Consider the following 14,957-nt stretch of genomic DNA (forward strand, 5'->3'; position numbering starts at 1 on the left):
CGAGACTGAGCAAGAACTCGGCATTTTGGGAAGTTGATGTACGATTCTGTTCATGACGAATCGGACATTCAAGAGCGGCGAGAGCCGCGACCAGGCCAGCCTGCTTCCTGCTCGGATTGAGGATTATGTCGGGGCGGACAACCCGGTCCGGGCGATCGAGAGCTTCGTTCGTGTGCTCGACCTTGCCAAGCTCGGCTTTCGCCATGCGGATCGCAAGGCCGAAGGGGTCGGTCAACCGCCGTACGATCCAGCCGATCTGCTGAAGCTCTACCTTTACGGCTACATCAACCAGATCAGGTCGTCGCGCCGGTTGGAGCGGGAGGCCTGCCGCAATCTGGAACTGATCTGGCTGCTGAAGAATCTGAAGCCGGGTTATCGGACGATCGGCAACTTCCGCAAGGAGAACTGGGTGGCTCTGAAGGCGGCCAACCGCAGCTTCGTGCTGCTGATGCGCGAACTCGGTCTTGTCGGCGGCAGCGTTGTTGCGATTGACGGCTCGTTCTTCCATGGCGACGCCAGCAAGGCCAGCATCTTTACGCGCAAGAGGCTTGCCGATCAGATCGGAAAGCTCGATCAGGAGATCGAGGCCTACGGCAAGTCCCTTGAGGACAATGACGCCGCGGAAGCCAGGAAGCCAGGCCAGGATGGCTCCGATGGTGGCGGCGCAGGTGGTGGTGACCTTGGCGCGAAGGTCGCGGCACTGATGGCGAAGCGCTCGCGCGCACAAGCCGATCTTGCTCGGTTGGAAGAGAATGGCGAGACGCAGTTGTCCCTGACCGATCCGGATGCCCGACTTCTGGTCAAGAGCGGCCAGGGGGTCGCAGGCTACAACGTGCAGACCGCCGTCGACGACAAGCACAAGCTCATTGTCGCCAGCGAGGTGGTGAACGACAGCAGCGATGTCGGCCAGCTACATGCGATGGCCATCGCGGCAAAGGAAGCCCTCGAGGTCAAGACCCTGCAGGTGCTGGCAGACGAGGGCTATTACAGCAGCCGCGAACTGAAGGCCTGTGAGGACGATGGCATCACGGCCTATGTGCCGGTGCCGGAGGGCAGCGCCCGGCTCGAGAAGCAAGGCCGCTTCGCCCTCAAGGACTTCAACTATGATGGCGTATCCGACACCTATCATTGTCCCGGCGGCCATCAGCTACATCCGATGAAGAGCAGGCAGAAGAACACCAGTGGCCGCGTCGAGATCCGCTACGCGGCGCGCGGAGCGATCTGCAGGACCTGCCCGCTCAAGATCCGTTGCCTTGGCTCGAACGCGGCCTACCGGACGATCGGTCGCTGGGAGCATGAAGACGTTCTCGAACGTCATCGCGCGCGGATGCAGGGCGCGGGCGAGGTGATGCGCCGTCGCTTTGGCATCGTCGAGCATCCGTTTGGCACGCTCAAATGCCGTGCCGGCTATCGTCATTTCCTGGTCCGCGGCTTCGACAAGGTCCGCGGCGAGTGGAGCCTGATGGCGCTCTGCTACAACTTCACCCGCGTGCTCAACATCCTGGGCTTCGACGCGTTTCTGGCCGCGCTCGCCAAGGCGGTTGCTACTTGCCGATGTACCCTCGCAGCCCTTTTGACGCCCATCCAGGTTGCTCTCGCGGCTCTCTGGACAAACATAGGGCTTCCGCTCGCAATCGGCCGGCCCACGCCGGCCTAACTCCGCTCACCAGTAGTTCTTGCTCAGTCTCGTCGGGCAACTCAGCGGCATAATTCTGTTATTCAGAAATCCGGCCGCGGCGAACAGGTTTCAGGTCTCGCAGGGCAACCCTGTTCCAGAATCGCGGGTGACTGACAATGCAGCTAATGTTTTCGGGCACTCAACTGTCTGAAAATGAATTTCATGGCCGGGCAGGTTTCCACCGAGACCGCCACATCGTTGTAGCCGCGATTTAGTCTCTCGGTGATCGAGTTGGCACAACTATTCATGGGACGGAACTCTACATCTGTCCTCGACGATCGACAGATGCGTCGAGCAGAAGTCGAGATAAGTTCGAATAATCGTAGATGGATGCCGTTGCCGCCTGTAGACGAGGTGCAGAGGGGTATCTGGAAAAGGGAGCTCGGGCAGCAATTCCACGAGCTCGCCCCTCTTAAGAGGTTCCGCGGCGAGGAACGACGGCAGTTCCGTCACAACGTCTCCCGCGATCGCTCTAGCCCTCAAGTGAAGGTAGTCATTCACCGTAAATGTGGCCAGGACCTGGAACGAATGACCGCCAAACATCCAGACCGGGCGGGCGTCGAGGGTAGAGCCCCATGCGGCGCACGGATATCGGTTTAGGTCGGCCGGGTGGTTCAACGCGCCGTGCCTTTCGACCAGCTTGGGACTGGCGACGAGGATATGCCGAAATGAGAGCATATGGCGGGCGACAACCGTGTCGTCGGCAATCGCGCCAACCCGTAACGCGACATCGACCCCGTCCGCCAAGAGATCAACACGTCTTTCTGTCGAATAGACGCTGATCTGAATGTCGGGATGGGCGCGCTGGAATAGGCCTAAGAGCTCCCACCAGGGCTCGAAGGATTGCGGAAGCGAAAGGCGAAGGCGGCCGACCAATCGCGCCTGCGCGCTCATGATCAAGCGTTCAGCCTCCTGTAGCGCCTCTATCCCGCCGCTGGCGTGCTCGAACAATCGCGACCCGGCTTCCGTCACACGGCAGCCGCGGGCGGTGCGCTCCAGAAGCTGCACCTTCAGGTCACTCTCAAGTTCTGCGATTTTGCGGCTCAATGTCGGGAGCGGAACTCCCATTCGCACGGCGGCGGCAGAAAGGCTGCCCGTCTGCGCGACGGCGATAAACATACTGACAGCATTGTAATCCATAACTGCCCTATCGTTTATGAGAGGCAGGCTGTCAAATCTCCGGCTACTGTTTCGAAAATGAGGGGCCTATCTCGGATAGTGAGGGCGGTCAGATTTCGCCGCTGTCTATTCTGGAGGTGTGGGTAGGATGGCAGGATCATTGAAACGCAAAGTAGGAGGCGTCATGGCTATCGTAGCAATTCTCGGCATGACGGCTCCGGCTTTCGCTACCGACGACTTTTCAGGGCGCGACAAGCTGAAAGCGCATTCTCAGGAATTCCGCAAACGAGTCGAGAAAGTTACCGAGGGCGTCTACACCGCGATCGGGTATTCCGCCAGCAACGTCACCTTGATCCAGGCCGAAGGCGGTTCGATCGTTGTCGACACCTCGGCCAATCCGGTCGATGCCAAAGCGATCGTTGAAGCCTTCGGCGATCGAATGAGCCACCCTGTCCGTGCAATCATCTATACCCACAATCATCCCGATCACACCGGCGGCGCAACTGTATTCGCAGGCGATGACAAGCCGGAAATCTATAGCCATAAGCTTCTGGTCACGGCCAAGCCGGACACAGGTCGCGGACGACGTGACGGTGGCGATGCGTTCGGTACCGCTCTGCCCGACGATCAATTCATCAACGCCGGCACGCAGTTGGAATATGGCAGGGTCACGCCCCATACTCGGGAAGGTTTTTTGCCGCCCACTCAAACCTTCGATGGCGACGAAGAAAGCCTGACGATCGCAGGCGTGCCGATCCAACTGATCCTCACCCCCGGCGAGGCTGATGAGAATATCTCGGTCTGGCTGCCGGATCGTAAGGTCCTGATCGCAGGTGACGTGTTCTTGAAGACCTTCCCGAATATCGCGCCGCTAAGAGGTCTGCCGACTCGTCCGGTGGAGAAATGGGTTGCCAGCCTGGACAGGCTGCTCGCTCTCAACCCTGGCTATGTCGTTCCCGGTCACATGGGGACGATCAGCGGTGCGGACGAAGCGAAGGATGCGCTCACGGCCTACAGGGACGGCATCAAGTTCGTCTACGACAAGACGATGGAAGGAATCAGCAAGGGCAAGACCCCCGACGAGTTGGTTCAGGAGATAAAGCTGCCTGCGGAACTGGCGCAACATCCGTACCTGCAAGAATACTACGGTACCGTCGCCTGGGCGGTGCGTGGAATCTATTCGCAGAACGCCGGCTGGTTTGACGGCAACCCGACGCACATCTTCCCGCTGACCGAGAAGGAACGTGCAACAAAGCTTGTCGCAATGGCCGGAGGCACGGCGAAGATGCTGGAGAGCGCCGAAGCATCCCTTTCTGCCGGTCAATTCCAGTGGGCGGCAGAACAGGCTGATTACGTTCTTGCCCTTGAGCCACAGAACGGCGCCGCAACGACGGTTAAGATCCGTGCGCTCCGGGAGCTCGGCGAGCGCCAGATGAATGCGACGGCACGGAACTATTATCTGACCGTGGCCAACCATCTCAGGGACACTCAACGGCACCAATCGAAATAATAGAGGTTGGTTGCGATGCACATGCGCGCGCGCTCCGTTCCAACGCCGTGGCGCTGGGAGCAACAAAACGGATGGATTAGCGGGAACGATGACCCGGCAGCGGGAAGGCCGGCTGGGTCTGCCCATTCTGCGAGACTGGAATTGGAGTGCGCTCCTGCGGGTAGACAGGATCAGGCTGCGGTTTTGATCGTGAGCTGGGCGTGTTGATCCACGAACTGCTGAGGGCTGAGATAGCCGAGCGCGGAGCGCAGCCGGCTGGCGTTGTAGACTTGGTCGATGAAGCACGGAAGGTCGGCGGCGACGTCTCACAGGCCATCGGATAGATCGACTCGACCTTGAGGGTTTTCATGAAGCTCTCAGCCTTGGCGTTATCGTAGATTGCCCCCGGCGCCCCGTCGATCCGACAAGGCCATGGTCGGCAAGCGTCTGCCGGTAGAGCCCGGCAGCATATTGCGACCCGCGATCCGTGTGATGCAGCAGCGGGGTGGCGGCTTCGCCTTTCAATGGCCGAACGCAGGGCGGCCAGCGTCAGCCGGACGTCGATCGAGGGGCCGATGCGTCCTGCGCGCGCGGATCGCCACGGCCCCGGCCGAAATCCCCGACATCCATCCCAACATCGCCGAGATTTATCGGCGCAAGGTGGCACGGTTCGCCGAAGCTTGCTCATCCGGACAACGCGGTCCAGGCGACTGAGGCGCTTCGGGCCCTGATCGATCGCTTCGTCTTGACGCCCGGCGCCCGGCCCGGCCAAGTCGATGCCGTGTTGCATGGCGATTTCGGCACCATTCTCGACTGGCTTGAAAAGACCGGAGAAATCGCCCAGGCCGGCGCCAACGCCTTGCCCCAGCCGCGATTGTCTGTCTCGGTAAGGACACGGGCTTGTCCCGGCCATCCACGTCTTTCTTGCTGAATGGAAGAAAGACGTGGATGCCCGGCACAAGGCCGGGCATGACGCGGTAACTGAAAGTCCCGATTTTGTTGGCTTCTTTTTGAGTCAGCCCCTCAGGATGAGGGGATACAACGGTCTATGACGCAGTAAGATGAGACGCCAGATCCGCGATCGACTTCATCACCGCGTTGCGGATGCCGGGGTCGTAGAGGATGTGGCCGGCTTCGTCGATGATGCGGATCTCGCTGCCGGGCCAGCGCGCGGCGAGCGCGTGCGAGGTCGCAGGCGGGCACAGCAGGTCGTAGCGGCCCTGCACCATGATGCCGGGAATGCCGGCGAGCAGGCCTGCCTCGTCCATCAGCTGGTTCGGCCGCATGAAGCAGTCATTGGCGAAATAGTGCGCTTCCATGAACGGCGTCGAGGGCAGGGCGCCGGCCGACGCCCTCAGCGCTGCGAGATCAAGCCGCGTCTGCTTCGGCGTGTGCTCCGACAGCGCGCGTTCGGTGTCGTGCCAGGCGCGCGCGGCCGGGCCGTGCACGGCGGCGCCGGGATCGAGGATGCGGCGATAATAGGACGCAAGCGGCGTCGCGCGTTCGTCCTCCGGCAGCATATCGAGGAAATCCCCGTGCAGCGCCGGATAGAAGCGCGGCAGCGTGTGCAGGAAGGCGGCGTCGAGTTCCTCGCTTGTACCGAGAAACGTCGCGCGCAGCGCGAGGCCGCTGACGCGATCGGGATGCGCCTGCGCATAGGCCAGCGCCAGCGTCGCGCCCCAGGAACCGCCGACCACCATCCAGCGTTCGAAGCCGAAGCGTTCGCGGATCTTTTCCATGTCCGAGATCAAATGCGCCGTGGTGTTGTGTTCGCGGCTGCCCTTCGGCCGGCTGCGGCCACAGCCGCGCTGGTCGAACAGCACGGCGTGGAAACGCTCGGGATCGAACAGGCGGCGATGATCCGGCTGGCAGCCGCTGCCGGGCCCGCCATGCAGATAGACCGCGGCAATGCCGCCCTCGCGGCCGACGCTCTCGACGTGGATCTGATGGCCGTCGCCGACATCAAGCAATTCCGACGTCAGCGGTGCAAAGGGATCGGATCGCCTGGCCGCCTTGCCGGCTTCGGCGTCAGGCGCCATTGCGTTTATCCTGGCGTTCGTCCTGGCGATCGTCCGTCTCCAGCGTGCCGCCGGCGAAATTGCGGTAGATGAAGCGGTCCTGATGCGCGGCCGCCTCGCGCTCGGCCTGCTTGAAGATCTCCTCATGCCGCGGCGACAGCGAGCAGGCCGGATCGGTATTCCCCGCATCGCCGGTCAGCGCAAACGCCTGGCAGCGGCAGCCGCCGAAATCGACCTCGCGGAATTCGCAGGACTTGCACGGCTCCGGCATCCACCCCGTGCCGCGATAGCGGTTGAAGGCTTCCGAGTTCTGCCAGATCCACGCGATCGAATGGTTCGAGCGCACGGATTCGAATTCCAGTCCGGTGATGCTTTCGGCGGCGTGGCACGGCAACACCTTGCCGGCCGGCGAGATGTTGAAGAACTGCCGGCCCCAGCCGCCCATGCACTTCTTCGGCCGCAACGCGTAATAGTCCGGCACCACATAGTCGATCGCGAGCGTGCCCTTCAGCCGCGCTTGCGCCTCCTCGACGATGCGGCTGGTCTCCTCGATCTGTTCGATCGTCGGCATCAGCGCGGCGCGGTTCTTCAGCGCCCAGCCGTAATACTGCACGTTGGCGACTTCGAGCCGGTCCGCGTCGAGATCGACAGCCATCTGGATGATGTTGGGGAGCTGATGCAGGTTCTGCCGGTGCATCACCGCATTCACCGTGAGCGGCAATTCGAGCTCGCGCGTCCATCTGGCCACTTCGAGCTTCTTCCTGTGCGCGTCCTTTAAGCCCGCGACGCGATCGGCAACGACGGGCTCATTGCCCTGGAAGCTGATCTGCACATGGCTGAGGCCGGCATCGGCCAGCGCAGACAGCTTGTCTTTGGTCAGCAGCACCGCCGAGGTGATCAGGTTGGAATAGAGCCCGACATCGGTCGCGTGCTGCACCAGCTCGACGATGTCCTTGCGCGCGGTCGGCTCGCCGCCGGAGAAATGGATCTGCAGCACGCCGAGCTCGGCCAACTCGCCCAGCACCTTCTTCCATTCATCTGTGGTGAGCTCGGTGCTGCCGCGATCGAGCTCGACCGGGTTCGAGCAATAGGGGCACTGCAGCGGGCAGCGGTGTGTGACCTCGGCGAGCACCGCGAGCGGAATACCGAAGGTCTCGGCCGCCGAACGGCGGCTTTCCAGCACGGCGAGCCCGTCGCTCGGGGGCGCCGCCGTCGTCTTGTTGTCGGCGAGCGTGTCACTCATGATGTCTTCTCGCGCGCTTCGGTGAGAAAGCCCTTGTCTGCGAGGTCCTGCAGCATCGCGATCACGTCGGTCGTGATCGCCTCGCGCGGCGCTGCGTATTTCACTGCGAGCTGGTCGGCCATCTCGGAGACGCTGCGCACGCCGTCGCAGAGCTGCAACACCTCGACCGCGATCTCGTCAGGCGCCAGCACGCGCTCCGGCGCCAGGATCACCCAGACCTGCCGAGTCTCATCGAATTTCAGCTTGGCATGGCGCGGCAGCTTCGGCCGGCTGGTCTCGCTGACGCTGATGTTGCGGCTCGCCATGATGCGTCCCTAGCTCGTCTTCGGCGCAAAGGCGCCGGGCGGAATGTGGCCCTCGACATAGGCGTGATACAGCGCGTCGAGCTGCACCCACAGCACGTTGGTCTTGAAGATCAGCGCGTTGCAGACCGCTTCGCGTTCCGTCGGCGTGCTGGCATGCTGCTTGACATACTCCAGCGCGAAGCCGGCATCGCGCGGGGCCTGCTGCAGGCGACGGCTGAAATAGCTCATGATGTCGGGATTGACGAAGTCGTAGTGCTTCAGCATCCCCGAGATGCGCTCCTCATGCAGGTTCGGCGCGAACAATTCGGTGAGCGAGGAGGCGATCGCCTCGAGCGGCGTGCGGTCGCGGCAGAAATGCACATAGGCCTCCACCGCGAAGCGGGTCGCGGGCAGGATGCCCTCGGTCGATTCCACATAGGCGGTGTCGAGACCGAGGCCCTCGGTCAGCTTGAGCCAGCGCTCGATGCCGCCCTCATTGCCGAGGTCGCCGTCATGATCCTCGATGCGGTGGCGCCACTCGATCCGCGTGTTGCGGTCGCGAAAGCGCGAGATCACCATCGCGTCCTTCAGCGGGATCGTGCTCTGGTAGTAATAGCGGTTCAGCGCCCAGGCCTGCACCTGGCCCTTGTTGAGCTTGCCGCCGTGCAGCAGGCGGTGGAACGGGTGCAGGCTGTGATAACGCGTCGCGCCGATCTGGCGCAGCGTCGCCTCCATCGCCTCGGCGCTGTCGAGCGTGATGCCCTTGCCGATCGAAAGCGCGGTCATTCCTGAGGTCAGCACGACATTCACAGCACGATCTCCGTTCCGTCGGAGGGAATCTGCCAGCCCGCCTGTTCAGCCGCCTTGCGCTCGGCCGAGGTCCCAAGCAGCGCCGGGTTGGAGTTGTTGATATGCAAAAACACTTTTCGTCCGATGTCGAGAGCGGCGAGGCTCTCGATTGCGCCACGATCGCCCGACATCGCGATATGTCCCATGCTCTGGCCCGTCTTGTTGCCGAGCCCGGCCGCGATCAGCTCGTCGTCGCGCCACACCGTGCCGTCGAAGAACACCAGCGGCGCGCTCTTGAGCCGTGACTTCAGGGCGTCGGTCACCCGCGCGCAGGCAGCCAGGAAGTAGAAATATTTGCCGCTGCGCTTGTCCGCAATACGCAGGCCCAGCGTATCGCCTGCGCCGTCCTGGCCGGCCGGATGCGCCTTGCCTTCGAGATACCAGGCGCCCTTGCCGGGAACCTCGAACGGCAGCACTTCGAGGCCGGAAGGTGACCCGTCGGGCAAAGCCGGCTCGAAGGCCGCATCGACCGCAATTCCCTGGCGGCCGACGTTCTTCTCGCTCAGCACGTTGAAGACGCTGTTCGAGCGCAGGATCGCCAGCACGCGCTCATGTGCATAGATCGTAAAGGGCGATCCCTCGCGCATCGAGAGTAGCCCCGCGACCGCATCGATCTCGCCATTGGTCAGGATCACGCCGGTGATCGGGCTGTGACGCAGCGCGCCTTGCTTCGGATGCAATTGCGGTGTCGCGATCAGTTGCTGACGGAGATCGGGAGAGGCGTTGACCAGGAACCAGTTTGCGCCGTCGCCGCTGAATGCGATCGAGGCCTGCGTGCTCTGCAATTCCGGATGATCGCTCCGTGCCGCCCTGCACACCGAGCATCCGCAGTTCCACTGCGGAACGCCGCCACCGGCTGCGGCGCCCAGGACGACGACGCGAAGCATGATCCGTCTCCTGGAGGAATTGGACTCGAACCCAAAAACGCTACGAGGTGGAGCCCGGCTTGCAAACACACTTCCTTGCTCGGAAGCGCGTTACGCCCGGACGTCCACCTGCGCTAAACACCAAACGTATATGGAGCGCTGCCGCTTACTTGCGGGTCGCGCACATATACATGTTGATTTCCATGCCGACCGACACTTCGACGATCTTCGGTGCTTTCCAGGCCATTTGGCTCTCCTTGTTGCAACCGGACGAACTTCCGCCCTGCGGATTAAACTAATGCGACTGTAAAACTTCGCCAGTTAAATTTTTTGCAGGGTTGCCTTGCCTGGGCCATGCTGCATTGCGGCAACCCTCCGTTGCTGCTCACGGAGTTGTGCGCGCCTTCCTCTCAAAAGCCCGTGGCATCAGACCTTTTTCCTGTTGTTCGCGATGGGGTGAATAGTGATGTTGGGGGCGGGGCAGGGTCGCGAGCCTCCTCCCAAGGTCCTGGTGACGATTTTCGTTTCGCGCCCCACGGTGACGAGGGGCGCCCAACTGAGCCGAGTTCAGCCGATGCCACGCTATTACTTCAACACCCGTATCGGCGACGAGCTGATTTCCGACCCCGACGGCGAGATCCTGCGGGATCCCGATCGCGCCTGGGAGATGGCGCGGGCCATGATTCGGGAACTGCTCAAGACCGAGGGCGCCGACGGCGCGCTGCTGAGCGCCGTGATCGAGGTGACCGACGACGACGGCGAGATCGTGCTGGAGTTTCCGTTCACGGAGGCGATCCTCGATCGCCCGGACCGCTCGATCACCAGGCACTGATACGCGTCGAAAGGCCGCGTGGTGTGACGCCGGTAGCTCGCGTCTGTTTCCGGCATGTTTCCGATTGCGTTTGTCCGGACAATTGGGACATTAGGACTTCGGGAAGGCTGCCGACTCCGGTCGATGTCACCGGAGCCAAGCAAGACGGCTTCCGCCCCAGGGGAGAACACCATGATCCGTTACTCGTTCGCGCCGCGCAGCCTGTTGCTGGCGGGCGCTTTCTTCGGTGCATTCACGCTCGGTGCCGCCGCGCAGCAGCCGGCCGCACCGCCGGCGTCGGGCGCGGCGCCGGCAGCAGCGCCTGCATTGCCGCCGGGCTCGCCGCTGATCGGGCGTCCGGACAATGAGGCGGCCGCCAAGCTCGCCCCCGTCGCACCGCCGCCGATCCCGGCCTCGTCCGACAAGCTGCCGCTCGCCAAACTCAAGGTTCCGGCCGGCTTCAATGTCGAGGTTTATGCGGCCGGCATGGCCAACGCGCGCTCGATGGCCCTCGGCGACAAAGGCACCGTGTTCGTCGGTAGCCGTCTCGTCGACAAGGTCTATGCGATCGTCAACAAGGACGGCAAACGTTCGGTCAAGGTGCTCGCCTCCGGCCTCTATCGCCCGAACGGCGTCGCCTTCAAGGACGGCACGCTCTACATCGCCGAGCTGTCGCAGATCTCCAAGATCGACAAGGTCGAGGACATCCTGGACAATCCGCCGAAGCCCACCGTGATCTACGACAAGCTGCCGAAGGACGAGGCCCATGGCTGGAAGTTCATCGCCATCGGTCCCGACAACAAGCTCTACGTCCCGGTCGGCCAGCCCGGCAACAACGTGCTGCATGACGCCGACCACGGCCAGATCCGCCGCATCAATCTCGATGGCTCCGGCGCCGAGGTCTACGCGCTCGGCGTGCGCAACTCGGTCGGCTTCGACTGGAATCCCGAGACCAGGCAGATGTACTTCACCGACAACGGCCGCGACTGGTTGTCGGAAACGGTGCCGGAAGACGAGCTCAACCGCGTCACCAAGGCCGGCGAAGATTTCGGCGCGCCGTTCTGCTACCAGGGCAACATCATCGACCAGGAACTCGGCTGGGGTAAGTCCTGCAAGGACTACACGCCCCCGGTCGGCCTGATGGGCCCGCACACCGCCTCGCTCGGCATGCGCTTCTACACCGGAAGCCAGTTCCCGAAATCCTACAAGAACGCGATCTTCGTCGCGCGCCACGGCTCCTGGAACAAGACGCAGAAGCAGGGCGGTGACGTCGCCGTCGTCAAGCTGAACAAGGACGGCACCGTGAAGTCGGTCGAGCCGTTCCTGACCGGCTTCCTCCAGGACAACAAATATGTCGGCCGTCCCGTCGACGTGATGCTGTTGAAGGACGGCTCGCTGCTGGTCTCCGACGACTGGAACGGCGCGGTCTACCGCGTCAGCTACGGCAAGCCGAAGGTCGCCGACAAGTAAGACAACATAGCCAAGTCCGCGTCATTGCGAGGAGCTCGCGACAAAATTGCAAAGCAATTTTGCGCTGAAGCGACGAAGCAATCCATATCTCCGCAAGTGGCGGTATGGATTGCTTCGCGGAGCCTGTCATCGGGCGCGCGTTCGCGCGACCCGTTGGCTCGCAATGACGGCCGTGGAGAAATCAATGCGATACCTAGCCCTTGCAATCCTGACGTTTGCGCCTGTCGCCCTCTCCGCAAACGCCGAAACCATCCAGGAACGCGCTGCGCCGTGCTTCGCCTGCCACGGCGAGCACGGCACGTCCGAAACCGAGAACACGCCCTCGCTCGGCGGCCAGCAGGCGCCGTATGCGCTGATCCAGCTCTTCATGTTCCGCGAGAAGCTGCGCACCTTCGAGCCGATGAACGAGATGGCGAAGCCACTGACCGACGACGATCTCAGGACCTTCTCCGACTTCATCGCCACGCTGCCGAAGCCTGCGCCGCCGGCGGATGCAGGCGATCCGGCGCGAATGGCGCGCGGCCAGGCTCTGGCGCAGCAGAATCGCTGCAACACCTGCCACAACACGGATTTTTCGGGGAAGGAGAACGTCCCGCGCATCGCCAACCAGCGCGAGGATTATCTCGCCAAGACGCTTGCCGAATACAAGGACAACAGCCGCCACGGCTATGACGCGACCATGGCCGACGTGATGCAGACGGTGAACAAGGGACAGATCGCCGACCTTGCCTATTACATCGCCCGCGTCCGCTGACATCCCGGGCAGCGGACCGCTGGTCTTGTTCTTCGTGTGGCGCTAAAGCGCGGTGTTGCGCTTTAGCGCTCTGTTCGAGCATGATCTTTTCGGAAAAACCGCTGCACATTTTTCCGGATCATGCTGTAAAACGCTTGCCGTCACACGGAGTTGCACATGCAGGATCTTTGGCGTCTGTCGGCCACCGAACTGGCCAGCCTCATCAAATCCAGAAAGGTTTCGGCGAAGGAGGCGGCACAGGCGGGGCTGGCCCGGCTCGATGCGGTCAACCCGAAGATCAACGCGGTGGTCGATCACCGGCCGGACGATGTGCTGGCGCAGGCCGCCTCGATCGACGCGGCGATCGCGCGCGGCGACGATGTGGGGCCGCTCGCCGGCGTGCCTGTCACCATCAAGGTCAATGTCGACCAGGAAGGCTATGCCACCACCAACGGGTTGAAGCTGCAGCGCGACACCATCGCCAAGGTCGACAATCCCGTGGTTGCCAATCTGCGCAAGGCCGGCGCGGTGCTGCTCGGTCGCACCAATTGCCCGGCGTTCTCCTATCGCTGGTTCACCACCAATCTCATTCACGGCGACACCAAGAACCCGCGCGATCCCGGCATCACGCCGGGCGGCTCCTCGGGCGGTGCGGGTGCCGCGGTGGCCGCCGGCATCGGCCACATCGCCCATGGTACCGACATCGCCGGCTCGATCCGCTATCCCGCCTATGCCTGCGGCGTGCATGGCCTGCGGCCGAGCATGGGCCGCATCCCGGCGTTCAATCCGGCGGTGCCGGAACGCCCGATCGGCCCGCAGATCAGCGCAGTCTCCGGTCCGCTGGCGCGCACCGTGAACGACCTGCGCATCGCGCTGGCGGCGATGTCGGCGCCGGACTATCGCGATCCCTGGTACGCGCCGGTTCCGCTCGAAGGAGCGCCGCGGGAGAAGCGCGTCGCAATGTGCCTCAATCCCGATGGCCTCAATCCGGTGCCCGAGGTGGTTGCCGCGGTGGCCGATGCCGGCAAGCGGCTGCAGCGGGCAGGCTGGATCGTCGAGGAGATCGCCGACACGCCGCCATTGCGCGAGCCTGTGGACATCCAGACCAAGCTCTGGCTCGGCGACGGCTACGAGGCCCAGCTCGCGACCGCCGAGCGCGAGGGCGATCCCGGTGCGCTCGCCTGCCTGCGCGGCAACCGGGCCAAGGTGCATCCGTTCGACCTGTCGCAGGCGCTGACCCGGCGCGCGACGCTGACCCGCGAGTGGTTCGCGTTCTTCGAAAAATATCCGGTGCTGCTGATGCCGGTGTCCGGCGAGTTGCCGTTCCCCGATCACCTCGACTGCAAGGATGACGCGTCGTTTGCGCGGGTGTGGCATGCGCAGATGCCGCAGATTGCCATTCCCTTCATGGGGCTTCCCGGGCTAACCGTCTCCACCGGACTGGCCGGGCGGATTCCCGTCGGTGTGCAGCTGGTGGCCGGCCGCTACCGCGAGGACCTTTGCCTTGCCGCCGGTGAAGCGGTCGAGGCCGGCGGCACGCCGTCGACGGCAATCGATCCGGCCACATAGGTCACGACGAGAGACAGGATGCCGAGCGTCTATGATTTTACGGCCCAATCACTGGCCGGTGACGATGTGCCGCTGCAGCGGTTCGAAGGGCGGGTGCTGCTGATCGTCAACACCGCGAGCGCCTGTGGCTTCACGCCGCAATACAAGGGCCTGCAGGAGCTGCATGCCGACCTGTCGCCGCGTGGTTTCGCCGTGCTCGGCTTTCCCTGCAACCAGTTCGGCGCACAGGAGCCGGGCAATGCAAAGCAGATCGCGGAGTTCTGCGAGACCAACTATGCCGTGACGTTTCCGATGTTCGCCAAGATCGACGTCAACGGCACCAATGCACATCCGCTGTATGAGTACATGAAGCGTGAGAAGTCGGGCCTGCTCGGTTCGTCGATCAAATGGAATTTCACCAAGTTCCTGATCGATCGCGCCGGCAAGGTGGTGGCGCGGCATGCGCCGACCGCCCGGCCCGAAGGATTGAGGAAGGATATCGAGGCGCTGCTATGAGCGATAATAACGACACCACCAACGACCAATTGCCGGACCGCCTCTCGGTCGATCCGAACAGCCCGTACTACAACGCGGAGGTGCTTTCGCGCGACGTCGGCATCCGCTTCAAGGGCGTCGAGAAGACCAATGTCGAGGAGTATTGCATCAGCGAAGGCTGGGTGCGCGTCACCGCCGGCAATGCCAAGGATCGCCACGGCAATCCGCTGACCATCAAGGTGCACGGCCCGGTCGAGCCGTATTTTAGGGATAAGGCGAAGTCCTGACGGCACTCTCCACCGTCATTGCGAGCGAAGCGAAGCAATCCATCGCGCCGCAAGTTGAAATTTGGAT

General features: G+C 63.0%; 15 protein-coding genes. 8 read left to right on the plus strand and 7 right to left on the minus strand.

Annotated features, from left to right (window positions below; genetic code table 11):
* The first annotated feature begins 52 nt into the window (after positions 1-52).
* Positions 53-1,657 (plus strand): IS1182 family transposase, encoded by a 1,605-nt coding sequence (locus AS156_RS00725; protein ID WP_066498669.1) that lies wholly within the window; start codon positions 53-55, stop codon positions 1,655-1,657.
* A 261-nt stretch (positions 1,658-1,918) separates the two neighbouring features.
* Here AS156_RS00725 and AS156_RS00730 read toward each other — a convergent pair whose 3' ends face one another.
* A complete protein-coding gene (locus AS156_RS00730; RefSeq protein WP_066498678.1) occupies positions 1,919-2,818 on the minus strand; it encodes a LysR family transcriptional regulator in 900 nt (299 codons plus the stop codon).
* A 163-nt stretch (positions 2,819-2,981) separates the two neighbouring features.
* On the opposite strand from AS156_RS00730, the gene AS156_RS00735 reads away from it, so the two are divergent.
* Positions 2,982-4,307, plus strand: coding sequence for an alkyl/aryl-sulfatase (locus AS156_RS00735; RefSeq protein ID WP_245312488.1), 1,326 nt, complete (start codon positions 2,982-2,984; stop codon positions 4,305-4,307).
* Between the two features lie 1,025 nt (positions 4,308-5,332).
* Here the strand turns inward: AS156_RS00735 and pip are convergent.
* From pip to pqqA, 6 genes are all read right to left on the minus strand, one after another.
* Positions 5,333-6,325: a prolyl aminopeptidase gene (gene pip, locus AS156_RS00745; RefSeq protein ID WP_066498683.1), complete on the minus strand. Its 993-nt coding sequence runs from the start codon at positions 6,323-6,325 to the stop codon at positions 5,333-5,335.
* A complete protein-coding gene (pqqE, locus tag AS156_RS00750) occupies positions 6,315-7,547 on the minus strand; it encodes a pyrroloquinoline quinone biosynthesis protein PqqE (protein ID WP_066498685.1) in 1,233 nt (410 codons plus the stop codon). The genes pip and pqqE overlap by 11 nt, the downstream gene beginning before the upstream one ends.
* Positions 7,544-7,852 carry a pyrroloquinoline quinone biosynthesis peptide chaperone PqqD gene (pqqD, locus tag AS156_RS00755; RefSeq protein ID WP_066498686.1) on the minus strand — a complete coding sequence of 103 codons (309 nt, stop codon included), beginning with the start codon at positions 7,850-7,852 and terminating at the stop codon, positions 7,544-7,546. Before pqqD ends, pqqE begins: the two co-directional genes overlap by 4 nt.
* Before the next feature lie 9 nt (positions 7,853-7,861).
* Positions 7,862-8,617: a pyrroloquinoline-quinone synthase PqqC gene (pqqC, locus tag AS156_RS00760; protein ID WP_066499255.1), complete on the minus strand. Its 756-nt coding sequence runs from the start codon at positions 8,615-8,617 to the stop codon at positions 7,862-7,864.
* A 20-nt stretch (positions 8,618-8,637) separates the two neighbouring features.
* On the minus strand, positions 8,638-9,567 hold the full coding sequence (pqqB, locus tag AS156_RS00765) for a pyrroloquinoline quinone biosynthesis protein PqqB (protein ID WP_066498687.1): 930 nt from the start codon (positions 9,565-9,567) through the stop codon (positions 8,638-8,640).
* A 145-nt stretch (positions 9,568-9,712) separates the two neighbouring features.
* The gene (gene pqqA, locus AS156_RS00770) at positions 9,713-9,793 is read right to left on the minus strand and encodes a pyrroloquinoline quinone precursor peptide PqqA (RefSeq protein ID WP_035635412.1); all 81 of its coding nucleotides are present in this window, start codon (positions 9,791-9,793) and stop codon (positions 9,713-9,715) included.
* A 327-nt stretch (positions 9,794-10,120) separates the two neighbouring features.
* Here pqqA and AS156_RS00775 point away from each other — a divergent pair, with 327 nt between their 5' ends.
* From AS156_RS00775 to AS156_RS00800, 6 genes are all read left to right on the plus strand, one after another.
* Positions 10,121-10,378: a DUF6894 family protein gene (locus AS156_RS00775; protein ID WP_066498690.1), complete on the plus strand. Its 258-nt coding sequence runs from the start codon at positions 10,121-10,123 to the stop codon at positions 10,376-10,378.
* A 171-nt stretch (positions 10,379-10,549) separates the two neighbouring features.
* Positions 10,550-11,827, plus strand: coding sequence for a PQQ-dependent sugar dehydrogenase (locus AS156_RS00780; protein WP_136625956.1), 1,278 nt, complete (start codon positions 10,550-10,552; stop codon positions 11,825-11,827).
* Positions 11,828-12,011: 184 nt separating this feature from the next.
* Complete coding sequence (locus AS156_RS00785) at positions 12,012-12,581, plus strand: c-type cytochrome (RefSeq protein WP_066499260.1); 570 nt, start codon at positions 12,012-12,014, stop codon at positions 12,579-12,581.
* A 156-nt stretch (positions 12,582-12,737) separates the two neighbouring features.
* On the plus strand, positions 12,738-14,129 hold the full coding sequence (locus tag AS156_RS00790) for an amidase family protein (protein ID WP_066498691.1): 1,392 nt from the start codon (positions 12,738-12,740) through the stop codon (positions 14,127-14,129).
* Between the two features lie 18 nt (positions 14,130-14,147).
* A complete protein-coding gene (locus AS156_RS00795; RefSeq protein WP_066498693.1) occupies positions 14,148-14,624 on the plus strand; it encodes a glutathione peroxidase in 477 nt (158 codons plus the stop codon).
* Positions 14,621-14,890 (plus strand): DUF3297 family protein, encoded by a 270-nt coding sequence (locus AS156_RS00800; protein ID WP_066498694.1) that lies wholly within the window; start codon positions 14,621-14,623, stop codon positions 14,888-14,890. The genes AS156_RS00795 and AS156_RS00800 overlap by 4 nt, the downstream gene beginning before the upstream one ends.
* Positions 14,891-14,957: the final 67 nt, after the last annotated feature.

Source organism: Bradyrhizobium macuxiense, from assembly GCF_001542415.1.
In the GTDB taxonomy this organism is placed as follows: domain Bacteria; phylum Pseudomonadota; class Alphaproteobacteria; order Rhizobiales; family Xanthobacteraceae; genus Bradyrhizobium; species Bradyrhizobium macuxiense.

What these genes read in the sequence shown, in the direction of transcription:
- AS156_RS00725 (WP_066498669.1), top strand. Translation starts at nt 53, where the DNA reads ATGACGAATCGGACATTCAAGAGCGGCGAGAGCCGCGACCAGGCCAGC.
- AS156_RS00730 (WP_066498678.1), bottom strand. Translation starts at nt 2,818, where the DNA reads ATGGATTACAATGCTGTCAGTATGTTTATCGCCGTCGCGCAGACGGGC.
- AS156_RS00735 (WP_245312488.1), top strand. Translation starts at nt 2,982, where the DNA reads ATGGCTATCGTAGCAATTCTCGGCATGACGGCTCCGGCTTTCGCTACC.
- pip (WP_066498683.1), bottom strand. Translation starts at nt 6,325, where the DNA reads ATGGCGCCTGACGCCGAAGCCGGCAAGGCGGCCAGGCGATCCGATCCC.
- pqqE (WP_066498685.1), bottom strand. Translation starts at nt 7,547, where the DNA reads ATGAGTGACACGCTCGCCGACAACAAGACGACGGCGGCGCCCCCGAGC.
- pqqD (WP_066498686.1), bottom strand. Translation starts at nt 7,852, where the DNA reads ATGGCGAGCCGCAACATCAGCGTCAGCGAGACCAGCCGGCCGAAGCTG.
- pqqC (WP_066499255.1), bottom strand. Translation starts at nt 8,617, where the DNA reads ATGACCGCGCTTTCGATCGGCAAGGGCATCACGCTCGACAGCGCCGAG.
- pqqB (WP_066498687.1), bottom strand. Translation starts at nt 9,567, where the DNA reads ATGCTTCGCGTCGTCGTCCTGGGCGCCGCAGCCGGTGGCGGCGTTCCG.
- pqqA (WP_035635412.1), bottom strand. Translation starts at nt 9,793, where the DNA reads ATGGCCTGGAAAGCACCGAAGATCGTCGAAGTGTCGGTCGGCATGGAA.
- AS156_RS00775 (WP_066498690.1), top strand. Translation starts at nt 10,121, where the DNA reads ATGCCACGCTATTACTTCAACACCCGTATCGGCGACGAGCTGATTTCC.
- AS156_RS00780 (WP_136625956.1), top strand. Translation starts at nt 10,550, where the DNA reads ATGATCCGTTACTCGTTCGCGCCGCGCAGCCTGTTGCTGGCGGGCGCT.
- AS156_RS00785 (WP_066499260.1), top strand. Translation starts at nt 12,012, where the DNA reads ATGCGATACCTAGCCCTTGCAATCCTGACGTTTGCGCCTGTCGCCCTC.
- AS156_RS00790 (WP_066498691.1), top strand. Translation starts at nt 12,738, where the DNA reads ATGCAGGATCTTTGGCGTCTGTCGGCCACCGAACTGGCCAGCCTCATC.
- AS156_RS00795 (WP_066498693.1), top strand. Translation starts at nt 14,148, where the DNA reads ATGCCGAGCGTCTATGATTTTACGGCCCAATCACTGGCCGGTGACGAT.
- AS156_RS00800 (WP_066498694.1), top strand. Translation starts at nt 14,621, where the DNA reads ATGAGCGATAATAACGACACCACCAACGACCAATTGCCGGACCGCCTC.